This window comes from Schlesneria sphaerica, from assembly GCF_044336245.1.
Taxonomy (GTDB): Bacteria; Planctomycetota; Planctomycetia; order Planctomycetales; family Planctomycetaceae; genus Schlesneria; species Schlesneria sphaerica.
The window spans coordinates 5,400,163-5,416,046 of sequence record NZ_CP172346.1 but is presented as its reverse complement, the minus strand read 5'-3'; the positions used below and the strand labels follow the sequence as shown (position 1 = coordinate 5,416,046).

Sequence of the window (15,884 nt, the reverse complement as noted above, 5' to 3'; positions counted from 1 at the left end):
AAGAGGATCTCATGACGCGGGGAGAAGGGTCCCCCTGCCGAGTCGTCGTGAAAAATGGGCGGCCATCGCCCGGCACGGAAAATGCAAACCTCCTGTCGGAACGGACGGCAGTTCTCTCTCTTCTCACGAACGGACACGTTATGAATCTCCCAACCAAATGCCTGGTCGGTGCTGCAACTGCCATGGGAGGCTACCTGCTTGGCAAGGAACTGATCCGGCGAACGCGTCGGTTTCCGTTTGGAGAAAAAGTCGCCGTGATCATGGGGGGCTCACGTGGATTGGGGTTGGAAATTGCCCGTCTCCTTGTCCAGCAAGGGTGTCGCGTTGCCATCTGTGCTCGGACCGAAGCCGATCTGGAAACCGCTCGGAAAGAATTGAGTAGCTCAGCCGGATCCGTCATCACCTGCGTTTGCGATGTGCGCAGTACACCAGATGTCGAGCGTGCGATCGCCGAGGTCGCAGGGGCATGGAACCGCATTGACTTGCTCTTCAATGTCGCCGGTCTCATGCAGGTCGGTCCGCTGGAGTCGATGACCTCCGACGACTTTCAAGAAGCGATGAACATTAACCTCTGGGGTCCGTACCGCTCGATTTCCGCCGCTCTCCCCCACATGCGAAAGCACAAATTCGGGCGGATTGTGAATATTGCTTCCATCGGAGGGATTCAGGCAATTCCCCACATGGCCCCCTACAGCACCAGCAAACATGCACTCGTCGGACTCTCGCACGCTCTACGGACCGAACTGGCGCAAGAGGGAATTCTTGTGACCACGGCCTGCCCCACCATCATGAGAACCGGCAGTCCGCGAAACGCCACCTTCAAAGGCCGCCACCGCGATGAATACACCTGGTTCGACATCGGTGCTTCGATCCCCTGGCTGTCGCTGGATTCCCGCAGTGCGGCCAGACAGATCGTCCGCGCCTGCTGGAATGGTGACGGAGAAGTCGACATCTGTAACTTCCTCAATCCCGCAACTCTCGCGGTCCGCTGGGCACCCCGCTTGACGGCCGAGGCCATGTCTGTTGCGAACCGACTGCTTCCCCCCATGGGAGGCATCCAGACCGAATCCGCCTACGGTTACGAAAGTGAATCTCAGGTTGCTCCCTCTTGGCTGACTCGAAACGGAGACCTGGCTGCAGAGAGAAACAACCAGATGCGCCCCCGGCCCGAACCGGCGTGACCTCGCTCGTGAACTCTCGACCATCGACTGGATCCGGATACACTGGTAGCGGGAGCACACTAGTTCGATGAAGATCGCCACCTACAACGTGAATGGGGTCAACGGACGACTTCAGGTCTTGCTCCGCTGGCTGGAAGAGTCGCAGCCGGACTGCGTCTGCCTGCAGGAACTCAAAGCCCCGCAGGAAAAGTTCCCAGCCGCGGCACTTGAGAAGGCTGGCTATGCATCCGTATGGCTGGGTCAGAAACAATGGAACGGGGTAGCAATCCTGACTCGCGGCTCTAATCCGGAATTAACGCGGTCTGGTCTTCCGGGCGACCATGACGATTCACAGAGCCGTTACATTGAAGCAGCGTATAACGGGATCCTCATCGGCTGTCTTTACCTCCCCAATGGCAACCCGGCTCCGGGACCCAAGTTCAACTACAAGCTGGCATGGTTCAACCGCTTGATCGAGTATTCCAAGTCGCTCATCCGGCAGAAAATTCCCGTCGTGCTCGCCGGTGACTATAATGTCATCCCCACAGAGCTTGACGCCCGTAAGCCAGAGAACTGGGTTCGTGACGCTCTATTTTTCCCCGAGTCCCGGGCGTCATATCAACTGTTGCTGCAGCAGGGCTGGACCGATGCGCTGAGGCATCTGCATCCGACGGAGGGGATGTATACGTTCTGGGTTTATTTTCGGAGTTCCTACGAACGCGATGCCGGGATTCGAATCGATCATTTTCTGTTGAGTCCGCAGGTGGCGGGGCAATTGACTGATGCCCAAGTCGACCGGCATGTCCGCGGATGGGAAAAATCGAGTGACCATGCCCCTGTCTGGATCGAACTGCAAGACTAAGCCACGAGATCACCACATGCTTGTTCCCATCACCTTGTTAATCTCCACGCATTTCGACGGTTGATCTTTGCGACAGCTGTTTCGCAGCGAAAGCGTCAGCGAGCAGACAGAATCAAGGTACCACGTGGCTCCCATGGCAATGCTGGCCTGCGGAGAGTTTAATCGAAACCTCAGGAATCCAGTGACTCGAAAGCTATGCCCCGCCGATCCACACAACTCGATCCTCTCTCCGCGTTTCATCCGCTCGTGAAAGAGTGGTTTCTGCAGAGTTTCCCCGAACCGACGGAAGCACAGAACCGCGCCTGGAAAGAAATCGACCAGGGCGAGCACACCCTGCTGCTGGCCCCGACCGGTTCGGGAAAGACCCTTGCCGCGTTCCTCGTGGCGATTAATCGGATCATGTTCGGAACACGCCCGGATGGGTCACCCACCGGCGTACGCGTCCTGTATATCTCGCCCTTGAAAGCGCTGGGAGTTGACGTCGAGCGAAACCTCCGGGCGCCCATTGCCGGAGTCCGCGCGGTGGCCGAGCGGCATGGAGCGGTCCACTCCGTCCCGACCGTCGGCGTCCGCAGCGGTGACACCCCAACTGCCGAACGGACGAAGCTGGCGAAGCATCCCCCTGACATTCTGATTACCACGCCCGAGTCCCTTTACCTGCTCCTGACCTCTCGCTCACGCGACATTCTCGCCACGGTCGAAACGATTATCGTCGACGAAATTCACGCTCTCGTCGGCAGCAAACGAGGTGCGCACCTCGCCACGTCACTCGAACGGCTCGAGAACTTGCGGCGCCGAGAGGATCCCAGTCGTCCCCCCGTGCAGCGAATCGGACTTTCCGCCACCCAGCGACCACTGGATGAGGTGGCGCGGTTCCTGGGCGGAGCAGAAATCCAGGCGGAAAGTGATGACGTCGTCCCTCGCAAGGTGAGCATTGTCGAGGCGGGCCGCACACGCCAATTGCGACTGCGGATCGAAGTCCCCGTCGAAGATATGACGAAATTGGGTGTCGAAGAAGAACAGTTCTCGGGCCCCGCAGCGGGCGGCCCCGTGAGAACATCCATCTGGCCTTCCATTCATCCGCGACTGGTCGAACTGATCCGACAACATCGCAGCACCATGATTTTCGTCAACAGCCGACGTCTGGCAGAACGGCTTGCCGGCGCGATCAACGAACTGGCTGAAGAAGAGATCGCGCTGGCCCATCATGGCTCGATCGCCAAAGACATCCGACTTTCGACCGAAGATCGGCTGAAACTCGGAACGCTGCCCGCCATCATCGCGACCTCGTCCCTTGAGTTAGGAATCGATATGGGTGCCGTTGATCTGGTGATCCAGATCGAGGCTCCCCCGTCCATTGCGTCGGGTATCCAGCGCATCGGCCGCGCAGGACATCAGGTTGGGACTCCTTCGACAGGCGTCATATTCCCCAAATACCGCGGTGACCTGTTAGCCTGTAGTGCTGCCGCCGAACGGATGATGCGCGGTGAGGTCGAAGAGACCTTCTATCCCCGCAATCCCCTGGATGTCCTCGCACAGCAGATTGTCGCCATGGTCGCGCTCGAATCCGTCGATGTGCAGACCGTCTATGACACCATGCGACGCGCGGCCCCTTATGCGCAACTCCCTCGTTCCAGCTTCGAAGGAGTGCTCGACCTCCTTTCCGGTCGATACCCCTCGCATGAATTTGCGGAACTGAGACCCCGCGTCAACTGGGACCGTCTGGGTGGTATCGTCTCCCCCCGTAAAGGAACACAGCGTCTGGCGATCCTGAATGCAGGAACGATCCCCGATCGCGGGACGTACGGAGTTTTCCTCGCCGGATCTGATGGCCACAACAGCCGGGTCGGAGAACTCGACGAAGAGATGGTCTTCGAGACACGTCCGGGCGACATCTTCCTGCTGGGGGCGTCCTCATGGCGTGTGCTCGAAATCACCAAGGATCAGGTGCTCGTCGTCCCCGCCCCGGGTGAAGCGGGTAAGATGCCCTTCTGGCGCGGCGACGGCCCCGGACGCCCGATGGAGTTCGGCAAGGCCATCGGCTCTCTCTCACGGCGACTCGTCCGCATGGACCGCGACGAAGCTCAGAAAGCGCTGACGACCGAACATTCCCTTGACGAACGTGCAGCCACGAACCTACTGACTTATCTGCACGATCAGGCAGCCGCAACCGAAGAGCCGCCAACGGATAAAACGATTATCATCGAATGCTTTGTCGATGAAGTCGGTGACTGGCGAATCTGCATTCTGTCACCGTTTGGAAGCCGCGTGCATGCTCCGTGGGCGATGGCCGTCGCCGCACGACTGCGCAGCGAAACGACGGGCGAAGTCGACATGATGTGGACCGATGACGGGATCGTATTCCGTCTACCCGAAGCAGACGAGCCACCTCCCGTGGAACTGTTTCTGCCATCCTCAAGCGAAATCGAAGACGAAATTGTCGGACAGGTCGGCTCGACGGCGCTCTTCGCTGCCCGGTTCCGTGAGAACGCCGCTCGTGCATTGCTGCTCCCTCGCCGGCAACCCGGCAAGCGAACTCCCCTCTGGCTGCAGCGACGCAAAGCGGCCGACCTGCTCTCGGTCGCGTCCCGTTATTCGCAGTTCCCCATCCTGCTCGAATCCTACCGCGAATGCCTGAGGGACGTCTTCGACATCAAAGGTCTGCGGAGTATCCTTCAGGAAGTCGAAAAGCGTTCGATTCGTGTCAAACAGGTGATCTCCAGCAGCGCCTCCCCCTTTGCTTCGTCGCTCATGTTCAACTACGTGAGCAACTTTCTTTATGACGGCGATGCGCCACTCGCCGAACGTCGTGCCGCGACGCTGGCACTGGATCAGGCGCAACTCCGCGAACTGCTGGGAACGGCCGAGCTGCGTGAACTGCTTGATGCGAACGTCATCAGCCAACTGGCCCTGGAACTCCAACTGCTTGAGCGAGCCTATCCGGTTTCCGATGCTGACGGACTGCACGAAATGCTGCTGTTGCTGGGAGACCTCAGTCGTGACGAATTGCTCGCCCGGCTCGGGTTGCCGCGAGAACAGGGCGTGGACATGCTGGAAAAATGGCTCACACAACTGACTGACGAGCGGCGTATCCTCGAGTGCCGGGTCGCGGGCGAGTCGCGGTTCATCGCCGCGGAAGACGCGGGCCGATACCGTGATGCGATTGGCATCGCGGTGCCACGCGGTTTGCCTGCCGTCTTTTTGCAGCCAGTGGAGAATGCTCTCGTCGACCTGATCGGACGGTTCGCCCGCCGGCATCCCCCCTTCCCGCTGGAACTTGTTGCCGCGCGGTTCGGCCTGGCTCCGGCGACGGCCACGATGGCACTAAAGGAACTGGCCGTCACAGGGCGACTTCTCGAGGGAGAATTTCTGCCGGGGGGACGCGAACGGGAATGGTGTGATGCCGAGGTGCTACGTCAGCTCAAGCGACGATCACTGGCACGACTGCGTGAACAGGTTGAACCGGTCGAACAAGCGGCACTCGCTCGTTTTCTGGTGAACTGGCAGGGGGTTTCTCAGCCCCGTCGCGGACTCGACAGCCTGCTTGATGTCATCGAACAGTTGCAGGGGGTGGCACTTCCTGCTTCTGACTGGGAACGCCTGATTCTCCCCGCCCGCATCAGCGATTTTCGCCCCAGCGACCTGGATGAACTCTGTTCATCGGGTGAAGTTTTGTGGCAGGGTGCCGGGGCACTGGGACCTGACGACGGCCGAGTCGCGTTCTATCTCGTCGATCATTTCGCGCGACTAGCGCCGCCCATCCTCCCGACCGAGGGAGACCTCGAAGAGAAAATTCGCGCCTCACTGTCGCGCCGGAACGCCGTCTTCTTCGACGAACTCGCCCGCGAGATCGGGGGCTTCAAGAATGAAATCATCGACGCACTCTGGCATATGGTCTGGACAGGCGAAGTCACCAATGACACGCTCATTCCTCTTCGCTCTTTACGACATCAGAAGCAGACGGTCCACAAGTCGACACGCCACAAACGAGGCTTCCGGTCGCGCCGGATAGCGGTCCAACCCGGAACGGAAGGACGCTGGTCCCTTTTGAACGGGGCCGTTCGGGAGGCATCGTCACCTACCGAGCATCAGACGGCGGTGGCCACGCAGTTGATCGAACGCTACGGCGTGGTGACGCGAGAAATGGTCGCTTCTGAAGGAATTGAAGGGGGCTTTTCACGGATCTACCCCGTCTTCAAAGAAATGGAAGAAATCGGACGGATTCGCCGGGGCTACTTCGTCTCCGGTTTAGGAGCGGCCCAGTTTGCAGCCCCGGGGGCGGACGACCGCCTGCGCGAGCAAACGACAACCGACGACCCGGCCCACGAAGTGAAGGCCATCGCGCTGGCAGCAACCGATCCCGCCAATCCGTACGGAGCCGCTCTGCACTGGCCCGACAGAACCGATGAGGCGCGTCCGGCGCGGACAGCGGGTGCACGTGTTATCCTCTGGAACGGTTCGCTGATCGGCTACTTGAACAAATCAAGCGAGCAGCTTCTGACGTTCCTCCCTGCAGAAGAACCACAGCGGACAAAGGCGCAGACCGCCTTGATCGAACTATTACGAAGTCTGACAACCGACAATAAGCCGCTCTTCCTGAACCTGATCGATCGGCTGGCTCCAGAGTCAGCCGCGATTGCAAAACCTCTTCAGGCCGCCGGGTTCGTCTCGACCAGTCGCGGATTCCTGCACCAACGCCGCTAGTAAGGAGTACTCGCAATGCCGGAAGGGGATACCATCCACCGCGCGGCGACGCGGCTGAAATCCGTGCTGAATGGTCAGACGATCAACAAAGCCGATTCGGCATGGCTCGGCCCGCTGGCCAGCTCGCTCGACGGACATACCGTCGAGTCGATCCAGGCACGTGGTAAACACCTGCTGATGTTCCTCGACGACCGTCGCGCGATCCACTCGCACATGGGCATGACCGGCTCGTGGCATATTTACCGACCGGGAGAACCATGGCAGAAGCCGGCACACCGCGCCGCGATCACACTGAACTGTCCTGCCGTTTGCGTCGTTTGCTTCACACCCAAGCTGCTGGAAATCCTCAGCGAATCAGCCCTGCGTCGTCACGACTATCTCAATCGCCTGGGCCCCGACCTGCTGGCAGGCAAACCCACCGATGAGGAAGTCCTCTCACGCTTCCGCCAGGCGAACAACTCGGCCATCGGCATGGCCGTATTGAACCAGACAATCGTCAGCGGCATCGGGAATGTCTACAAATCAGAAGTCCTCTTCAACTTGAAGATCCATCCCCTCACCCCCGTCAGTCAACTGAGCGACGAGCAACTTCTGAGCATCGTTTCCATCGCGACACAGATGATGGAACGGAATCTGGACGGTCGCCCCCGTACCACTCGCTACACGCTGGACGGCGGTCGCTATTACACCTACGGACGAGGAGGCAAGCCCTGCTATACCTGCGGCACACCGATCCTCGTGATCCGACAGGGGGATGCTGGCAGGACGACGTATTTTTGTCCCCAGTGTCAGCCCCCTTCCCCCATCCCGACAGTCGCTCCGCAGCTTGAAGACACAAAACCGCTCGTCGAGGTCATCACAAAACAAAAGGATCGAAACACCGAGGATCACAACTTAGAATAAAGGCGAACGGCAACTCACAGAGAATCAGCGAAGCCATCGTCACCTCTCGCAATTTCCCATCGTCCCCGAAAGGCAGGTCCGCTATGTCTCCTGATGAAGAATTTGTTCGAGCCCGTCATCCCAATGCCGATCTGGTCGAAGTCAGCCACCCCACGACGGGTCAATGCAAATGGTGCATCCACTACCACGCGGAACTTGATTCCAAGATCATGGGACAAGGGGACTCGATCGAAGAGGCCTGGGCCAATGCACGGGCGCATTGCGCGGATGATCCCGAGATCGTTTAGGACAGTGCCGGTCGAGCATTCCAGTTACTTAAGAATTCGGACGGACCCGGCCGGGCAGGCTCACCGACGGGACACGTGAAAAGTCTTCCTCCGTCCGCAGGCTCTTGAAAATTGGGGGGGGGGGACTGGCTCCGAAGTCCGCTTGAAATCAATAAGAGATCTGCCTTGCTCCAGGTGCCTGTCCCACGTTTTCAATAGGCCGTCCTACGAAGAACGTCGGAGGCGCCCCCCCTTTTTCACCGGCCTCGGCATGGAGTTTGCCCCCCAGAAAGCTTCAACCTAATCTCGTTCCCCCAGCAGGCGATGATCATGAACTCCATCAATCAGAATCAGCCCGAGATGAATCATCAGGATCTGCACGGTCCCGACGCCGTTCGTAAGATCCAGGAACTGGTCAAACTGGCTGAGAACTGCTTTTTCTGCACCTCCCTGGAAAATGGCCCGGCCAGTTCGGCTCGTCCGATGAACATCCGCGAAGTCGATGACGACGGCCAGCTCTGGTTACTCTGTGCGAGCGACAGCTTCCTCTACGATGAACTGATCGCTGACCCGGTCGTGCGATTGTACTTTCAGGGATCAACCCACTCTGACTTCCTGCAACTCACCGGCCGCGCCACGGTGACAGCGGATCAAGCAAAAATTAAACAGCTCTGGGAACCCATTCTCAAGACGTGGTTTACGGAGGGACTGAATGATCCCCGAATTCGTGTCATCCGAGTCTCCCCAACGGAAGGCTACTACTGGGACACAAAGCACGGGATGGCGGTGGCAGGAGTCAAAATGCTCATCGGCTCCCTGATCGGCAAAACCCTCGACGACTCGATCGAGGGTGAACTCCATGTCTAGCTCGTCCCAGCGCTAGTGCTGAGTCCGCATGACGAACTCCCCGGTGTCTCCGCTTACGTGAAAACTGAGAGATAAGGCAGGCCACTGCCCGGAATGCAGGTCTTCACGACGGACGGCTCTCTGCTCTCCGGAACGAACACGTGAATTGAGAGCGGCCACCCCGGCATTGCCGCGTGACAATTAATATCCGGTGCCCGTGCATGTTCTGATTCCCGGTCGTCTGGGAAAATGTTTCACGGATCGGGCGGATTCCAGAAAAGGTGGTCTGAAACGATCGCTACAAAGATCAACAGCAATTCGGCCGAATCGGCACGCCAATTCCCTATCAATTGGATGATCTACTTGAAGCCTCAGTCTAATGCTGCACAATAACTCTCCCTGCGGAATATGCCTTCAGTCGCTAGCGGCGTTGGGAGGGGGCGGATTTACTCCGATCCCTCGTTGAGGGACGTTTCCGCAGGGATTTGAGCATACAACCGAGGAATTCGACCCTATTCCCTATGGTGAAAGCCTATTGAACACTCCCTCAAAACAGACCACCCATTTTCATTTTCGCGCAGTCCGAGAGTTGATGTTGACTGGCTCTGAATGCCAGAAATGCAGCCGGCGCTTAGCAATTCCCCGGGGTGGTCCTGAAGTTGGGTTACCCTGCAGCTGGAGCCATTGTCATCGAACGACTGAAACAGGTTGCAGCCGCCCACATCGTGTCTGAGCCACTGTCGTGAGGACGGTTTCTGGTTTGATTCTGCGGGATTTTTTGACGGGCATAGACTTTATAGAGCCTCGACCACCCAGGCCTCTGCGCACATTCCCCACGTTACTGGACTGCCTGCCCCTCCCGATTCGGTACCTGTTGCAAGCCTGCAACCAGTTTTAGTGAATCCATCCTGATCTCACCGGAGCTTCGACCGGTTTGCCTGCAGCACCGTCAGGTCGACCAGCATTCTTGCCGGACCACTTGAGCCCTCTTGGAGCGCAGCACCCCAGCCAATGAGCTCACTTAATCAAACCGCCTTCGCCCCTATCGCTGGGCGGCTTGCCGGCGGCATAGAGCCCCTCCGGATGATAATGAAACACGATCAACTTCCCACGAACGATCGTGAACCGCTCAAGCTTGCCGTCCTCATACTTGAGCAGCACATCTCCTTTGTTGCGGTAGAGCTGACCAGTCCGGTCGTAAGTCTTTTCACCGAACTTCACTTCACCATCTCTTGATATCTTGTAGGTGTGCACCACATTCTTAAACCGAACGAACCAGTGTCCTTCGAATTTTTGAAATTCTGAGGGCTTCGAAAACTCCTCTCTCTCTTCGCGGATCGCTTTTGCGACGGCGAGATTGCCCTCTTTGGTGTACTGCTTAATTGCGGCTTCATACGCCTGCTCAAGCTTCGCCGCCGCTATCCTACATCGTGAGTCGAATCCCTTCTTGGCCTTCGCGCTCAATGACGGCGGGAACTCACCCTTCTCTTCGAAGGCCACGATTTCCGCCTGCGTCACCTCGATCGCTTTAAGATCTCCAGCTGCCTGCTCCGATGCAGCCCTGACATTCAGCATCTCTAAGATGCCCGCTTGCGCCGCCTCGAATTCTGCTTCGTACTTCTTTTTGGCTGCAGTCAACGATGCTTCGATCGGATCCACGTCGCCAAACGAGTTTCCTACTCCCCCAGCGATGATCACCGCGGCCCAGCAGACGAGTCGAGCGATCTGGCGCATCTCTAACCTTCTCCGGCTCAGCCAATGGGCAGCTTGAATTTCGTTCATGAGAGACACCCCCGTTATTCTCAACAACTTCGGTCCCCTTGGCCGAATCGAATCGCACTGACTGTACTGCAGCGACCGCCATTCGCCAATCTGGCGAAGGTCGAGCGAACAACATCGTCTAGAACTGACGACTATCCAGATGTCGCCACTGACGCTATTGGGTGTGGTCATAGCAGCTCAGTTCCTGCTGACAGTCCGGACAGCAGAACCGAGTCCCCGCTCAATGTTCGACACGGACTTCAACCCGCAACTGCTCGATATTCAAGGTGGCGCCAGACACCGTTCAGGGACTCTTCAACCCCAAGATCTGCTGGTACAGTTCTCGATCCTGCATCATTCCACCTGCTCGGAAATTGAAAAACCCTACCAAACCCACAAGAAAACCGGATGGACCATTGCCCCCCCATTAAAACAATTTTCTTGTAAACATTACTCATAGACCCGCTCCGTTTAAGATTGTTTTACGCTCTACTAAATACCACTCAGCATCGCACGAAGCACGGCTGAGTCCGCCGCGTTAGGCAATGCGTGGCCGAAACATGCACTTTTTTCGCTCACATAACAATCGTTAAATGAAATTATTCGATTTAAGGCGTATCATTAACAAAGTGATTATTCTGGCTAATCGAATCAGGCAACTCCGCGACATCGCCGCACAGCCGACAACTTCGTGCTGAGTGGTCGATTTCAAGCGGTCTTTTCACGTTCGACCGTGAACCCTCACCCTGAGTATCGAAGAGACTCGACGTCGCGCAAACACGCAGCTTGACGCAATCGCTCGATGTTTTACACTAAAAAGGGTCTGTATCCCCGTACTTCCTATACATTCACGTCACTTTTGTTTCCCGTTGTTCTTTGGAGAAGTGAAATGCTCAATCTCTTTTTCGAGTCAACTTCCGCCCGGCATGCACGCCGACGTCGCTGTCGACAGTATTCGAATGAGATACAAGTCTGCGAGCAGCGTCTGTTGCTCTCGGCAGTCGATGTGACAACGTCTCCTGGTCCAGGTGGATCAGTCAATGTGACCTTTACCGGAACCGACGCCAACGATCAGGTTCTTCTGGGAACCCACTATGAAACGGGGTTATTGACGGCCTACAGCTTCAATGGCACGACGTTCCGGCTGAATGGTGGACCGGAGACGGATTCGCTCACGTTTTCCAGTCTTTCCGATGTCACGTTCAACCTCAATGGGGGAAGTGATGGCGTATCGATATTCACAACTTCGCTCAGGGACCTGAACCTGAATCTTGGCTCGGGTAACGACTTTGCTTTCATCGTCGATGCAAACATACGAGACGTCGCGATTCAAGATGGAGTCGACGATTTCGAGCAGAATTCGTACACGATTCAGACCTTTGCCACCTCGTACCACCTGAGAAACATTGAGGCCCAGTTCGATCGGGGATCTTCACAAATCACCGTCGACGCATTCACGGGGAAGTCGATTGAAATCGGGAAAGTATCGATCTCAGGAGGGAACGTCCAAAGTGTGGGATTCTCTGCCAACGCGGATTCGGGCAGTCAGGTCCTGATCACAGGCAAGGTCCAGATTCAAAACGACCCTTCCTATTTCGGAGTGGCAAACGTTTTACTGGGAACACAACAGGCGACACCCAGTGAACCCGGAAGCGTTGTATTGACGAAGGACCTTGAATTGAACGCTCCTGGTGGATGGATGACGATCAGCGGGAATACGAGCATCCACGGCAAGACAGACTTCGTCACCACAGGATTTTATAACGACCGATTCGTTGCCGAGAGTGGCGCCCCTGTCTTTGAAGGGAAAGTCACGATCAGTACAGGCTTTGGAGACGACTACATCCTGCTCGAGAAATTCGATCCGTCGTTTCCCGCCACCGAGTTTCACGGCAAGGTCAGTATTTCAACAGGTGAAGGTAACGACATCGTCAACATAGGCCCTGCGATTTTCGAAGGGGCGCTGACGATTGATCTGGGGGACAGCAGCCCATTTGGTCCCTTTGGCGCCGACAACATGCGTCTGGGAGCTGTCGATGTCCAGGGAAAGCTGGATGTCACTGCGACCGGCCAGGCCATCGTCGTGATCTCGCCTCCGGCAACCGGCCAGGCTCATTTCCGTAAGGATGCCAGTTTTACACTGGGGGCAGGCGGCGTCTATATCAACAGTTCCGCTTCGAATGTCACATTTGACAAAGCCCAGGTCTTTGTCGGTCAACCCAATCGAATCCAGGTCAACTACATCGGCAATGTGATCGCCAACCCGGCCAAGCGCAAGCTGACGAACGCGGACCTCTTCACTTCGTAACCGACTCATTGGTCTTCAACTATGGCAGGCGCGTGGCAATGCGCGCCTGCCTCATTGAATCATACCTCTCGTATCCATAGAGCGCAGCGATCATCGCTAAAACTAATATCTTGCATCCGTTCCACAGACTTCCTCCAGTCCTATTTTAAAGAACGAAATTGCACATACCTCAAAGTTTCCACAGCCTGCTTCCGCCGTCGCCATAACATCCACAGAAGCGCCAATACAGCTGCCGCAATGCCATTCGTGAGCAACAACACCCTAGAAGCAGTTCATTACGCAGGCGAGGTGAAAGAAACCTTCGAAGAGATGCGGGTAGTAGACGGGTATCGCTCTGGTAAATCTTGCCATCATCCTCCGCTCTTCAGGACCCAGAATTCCCTCCAGACAGGGTCGAGGCTCGACTCGTGGTCGGCCTCCCAGTGGGGATGGAAGAGGGTTTGCAAACAGATCTCTGATGGAATTCCACTGGGCATCATCAAGAAAAGGCTTCGGGACCGTCCTGGACCCTGTCGTATTCGGCCGCCGTCGCTAGGGCCACATGGACAGGGTAATTCGCATGTAAGGGACTCCTTTCTCCCTTACCGGTATGCATATTGTCTGCCAGAGTAGTTATTGCAATAAAAGGGTTTTGAAACTGCCTCTACAGCTTCGCCGATTTACGGCCGCCGCTCCCAGTCCTCACGAGAAACCGGTTCCTCGCCTGTTCTCAGCATGTCTTCGACGTAGATGTCCCACGCGTCGTCAGAAGTTTCCCTCCGCTGCGACCACGTCCAGGATCTCCCCGATGTACGGTCAGGTAGACTAACTCGGATAACGAGCGTCTCAGGGTTGCCGCCGCGTTCAATTGGCCAATAGCTGCCGCAACTAACACAGATGAAGAAATGCCCAGCATGGGAAGTATCACCTGCTGGCGCGTCGAGCACGATTCGTGAAGAACACGACCAGCAGGGCAACTGAGCCGCCACACCGAGCCAGTCAACAAGCGCGGCCGAGAGAAACGATCCGATGGGTTTGCTGGGGATACAGCGATCGCAACGAAACAGGAAAGAGGTCGAAGCGCCCTCGTGTACCAAAGCTGTTCCCCTCGAATCGAAATATGGAGTGCGCCAGAATCAATATGGATAAGAGCGAGGTCCATTGGCGTCCAGTTTGACTGCCGATTTCGATTTGGTGACACTTCATTCTCAGGTTATTCACTCCCAGAAGGCAACGTCATGTGCGGCCGTATCACCTCGAAGGTCACGCCCCAGGATCTGCAGGAGTTCTTTGACGTTGTTCGCTTTGACGACTCAATCGACTGGACACCTCGGTACAACGTCGCCCCCACCACCCAGGTAATTTGCGTGAAAGGTGCACGGGACGGACGAGAGGCATTTCCTGCTCGGTTGGGACTGATTCCCTCTTGGGCAAAGGACTTGAAGATTGCGGCCTCCACGTTCAACGCCCGATCGGACACCGTCGCCACCAAACCGATGTTCCGATCCGCCTTCAAGGCCCGGCGGTGCCTCGTGATCGCGAGCGGATTCTACGAGTGGAAGAAACTGGACGCCAAGAACAAACAACCGTATTACATCACGCGAACAAACGGTCAGCCGATGGCGATGGCGGGTCTGCACGAATGGTGGAAGTCGCCCGAAGGCGAAGAGATCGTCAGTTGCACAATTTGCACGACAGAGGCCAACGAGATGATGAGTGAACTTCACGACCGCATGCCGGTGATCCTTACGAACGACCAGATCGCACCATGGCTAGATACGTCGATCAACGATGTGCCTGCGTTGGAGACACTGCTCACGCAGTTTCCCGCCGAGGGGACGCAGGCATGGGCGGTCTCGAAAGAAGTCGGCAACGTCCGGAACCAGGGGGAACGATTGATGACGGCGGTTCCTGAGTAGGAATCAATTGCGGCAACGTCATGGGGATTACAGAACATGCGAGAGTTCTTCAGGGGATGGAAACGGAAAGTCGGATGTGTGGCCCTCTTGCTGGCGTGCGTATTCATGGCTGAATGGGTACGAAGCTACAGTGCAACTGGAGGCGTTTGGATTCCATTTGGTTCTTCAATCTGGACCGTTTGCAGCGTTAAGGGACGCCTGCATTTTGTGTATGCCCGTTGCAAATCACCCGAAAGTCTTAACCAATTCCCCCAGGACGTTATGCTCATTGAATCCAACGAAGGAAATAAGAGCTACGTCATCGCTTATTACAATGCTTCCCGTCACTTTAAGTGGACCACAAAAGGAAAGGCTCCAAACGATCTGGGGGTGCCTGATCCAGAGTTGAAAGTATGGCGAGCATGGGGACTGGCGTATGCTGAAAAAACCAAGTCGTTCAATCATCCTGATGGTAGTGTTTCGGAAACAATCCAATTCGGCGAGATTCTTCACGTGCACGTCGTTCTCCCGCTCACCCTACTTTCCGCGTGGCTCCTTCTCTCGACAACCCGGAAGTCGAATCAAAAGTCACCCCAGCCAGCCCAATTGATTGGAGCGTGAGTCGTGGCCAACTTCTTCAAACCGTGGCGACGAAAGGTGGGGTGTGTGACGCTTGTGATGGCTTGCGTTTTTGCAGTGGGATGGACCAGATCGCTTTGCGTCCGAGACTCGTTGACCATTGATCCGGAGGGGAGGCGTTTCCGAATCATTGATTCCGTCGAGGGCAGAGTGACAACAACGACTGGGGCGAGTTTGGGTCCACCACGTCTATTCGAGCTTGAATCGATTACAAGGAGCCCCATCGAGAAAACATTTGGAGGTGAATTTCTCTGGAAATGGCAGTGGTGCGGATTTGGTTGGGCAACTTCGTCCACTCAGAACCAGACGTTGGACATTTTAATGATCCCATACTGGTCGATCGTTATCCCGCTAACCCTTCTCTCCGCCTATCTCCTGCTCTCCAAGCCACGGCGGGCGAAGCAACCCTCCGACGTCACTGCCGCAAGCGAACCCGCTCCACAATCAAGCGTTCCTCCTCGGGCCTGAATGCGCCTGCCGACAAAGGACGACAAACGGGTCGCCTGAAACACTCGGAACTCGGCAGCGTGAAAGACAAAAAGCACTTTGGGACCGGCC

Annotated in this window: 11 protein-coding genes; 10 read left to right on the top strand and 1 reads right to left on the bottom strand. The window is 56.6% G+C overall.

Going from position 1 to position 15,884, the window contains the following annotated elements:
- Positions 1-140: 140 nt before the first annotated feature.
- The 6 genes from ACGY09_RS19650 to ACGY09_RS19625 all read left to right on the top strand — a co-directional run bounded on the left by ACGY09_RS19650 (position 141) and on the right by ACGY09_RS19625 (position 8,762).
- A complete protein-coding gene (locus ACGY09_RS19650; protein WP_397569096.1) occupies positions 141-1,181 on the top strand; it encodes an SDR family NAD(P)-dependent oxidoreductase in 1,041 nt (346 codons plus the stop codon).
- 67 nt (positions 1,182-1,248) lie between these two features.
- Positions 1,249-2,022, top strand: coding sequence for an exodeoxyribonuclease III (xth, locus tag ACGY09_RS19645; protein WP_397569095.1), 774 nt, complete (start codon positions 1,249-1,251; stop codon positions 2,020-2,022).
- Positions 2,023-2,217: 195 nt separating this feature from the next.
- Positions 2,218-6,726, top strand: coding sequence for a DEAD/DEAH box helicase (locus ACGY09_RS19640; RefSeq protein WP_397569094.1), 4,509 nt, complete (start codon positions 2,218-2,220; stop codon positions 6,724-6,726).
- A 15-nt stretch (positions 6,727-6,741) separates the two neighbouring features.
- Positions 6,742-7,629, top strand: a complete 888-nt coding sequence (locus ACGY09_RS19635; protein ID WP_397569093.1) for an Fpg/Nei family DNA glycosylase — start codon at positions 6,742-6,744, stop codon at positions 7,627-7,629.
- 83 nt (positions 7,630-7,712) lie between these two features.
- Entirely contained in the window at positions 7,713-7,916 is a 204-nt protein-coding gene (locus tag ACGY09_RS19630) for a hypothetical protein (protein WP_397569092.1), read from the top strand.
- A gap of 309 nt (positions 7,917-8,225) precedes the next feature.
- Positions 8,226-8,762, top strand: a complete 537-nt coding sequence (locus ACGY09_RS19625; protein WP_397569091.1) for a pyridoxamine 5'-phosphate oxidase family protein — start codon at positions 8,226-8,228, stop codon at positions 8,760-8,762.
- A 996-nt stretch (positions 8,763-9,758) separates the two neighbouring features.
- On the opposite strand, the gene ACGY09_RS19620 is transcribed toward ACGY09_RS19625, so the two are convergent.
- Positions 9,759-10,523 (bottom strand): hypothetical protein, encoded by a 765-nt coding sequence (locus tag ACGY09_RS19620; RefSeq protein WP_397569090.1) that lies wholly within the window; start codon positions 10,521-10,523, stop codon positions 9,759-9,761.
- 139 nt (positions 10,524-10,662) lie between these two features.
- Between ACGY09_RS19620 and ACGY09_RS19615 the strand changes: the two genes are divergently transcribed.
- The 4 genes from ACGY09_RS19615 (at position 10,663) to ACGY09_RS19600 (ending at position 15,308) form a co-directional block, all read left to right on the top strand.
- A complete protein-coding gene (locus ACGY09_RS19615) occupies positions 10,663-10,962 on the top strand; it encodes a hypothetical protein (protein ID WP_397569089.1) in 300 nt (99 codons plus the stop codon).
- 429 nt (positions 10,963-11,391) lie between these two features.
- The gene (locus tag ACGY09_RS19610; RefSeq protein WP_397569088.1) at positions 11,392-12,810 is read left to right on the top strand and encodes a hypothetical protein; all 1,419 of its coding nucleotides are present in this window, start codon (positions 11,392-11,394) and stop codon (positions 12,808-12,810) included.
- A 1,217-nt stretch (positions 12,811-14,027) separates the two neighbouring features.
- Positions 14,028-14,708 carry an SOS response-associated peptidase gene (locus ACGY09_RS19605; RefSeq protein WP_397569087.1) on the top strand — a complete coding sequence of 227 codons (681 nt, stop codon included), beginning with the start codon at positions 14,028-14,030 and terminating at the stop codon, positions 14,706-14,708.
- Positions 14,709-14,744: 36 nt separating this feature from the next.
- Positions 14,745-15,308, top strand: a complete 564-nt coding sequence (locus ACGY09_RS19600; RefSeq protein ID WP_397569086.1) for a hypothetical protein — start codon at positions 14,745-14,747, stop codon at positions 15,306-15,308.
- Positions 15,309-15,884: the final 576 nt, after the last annotated feature.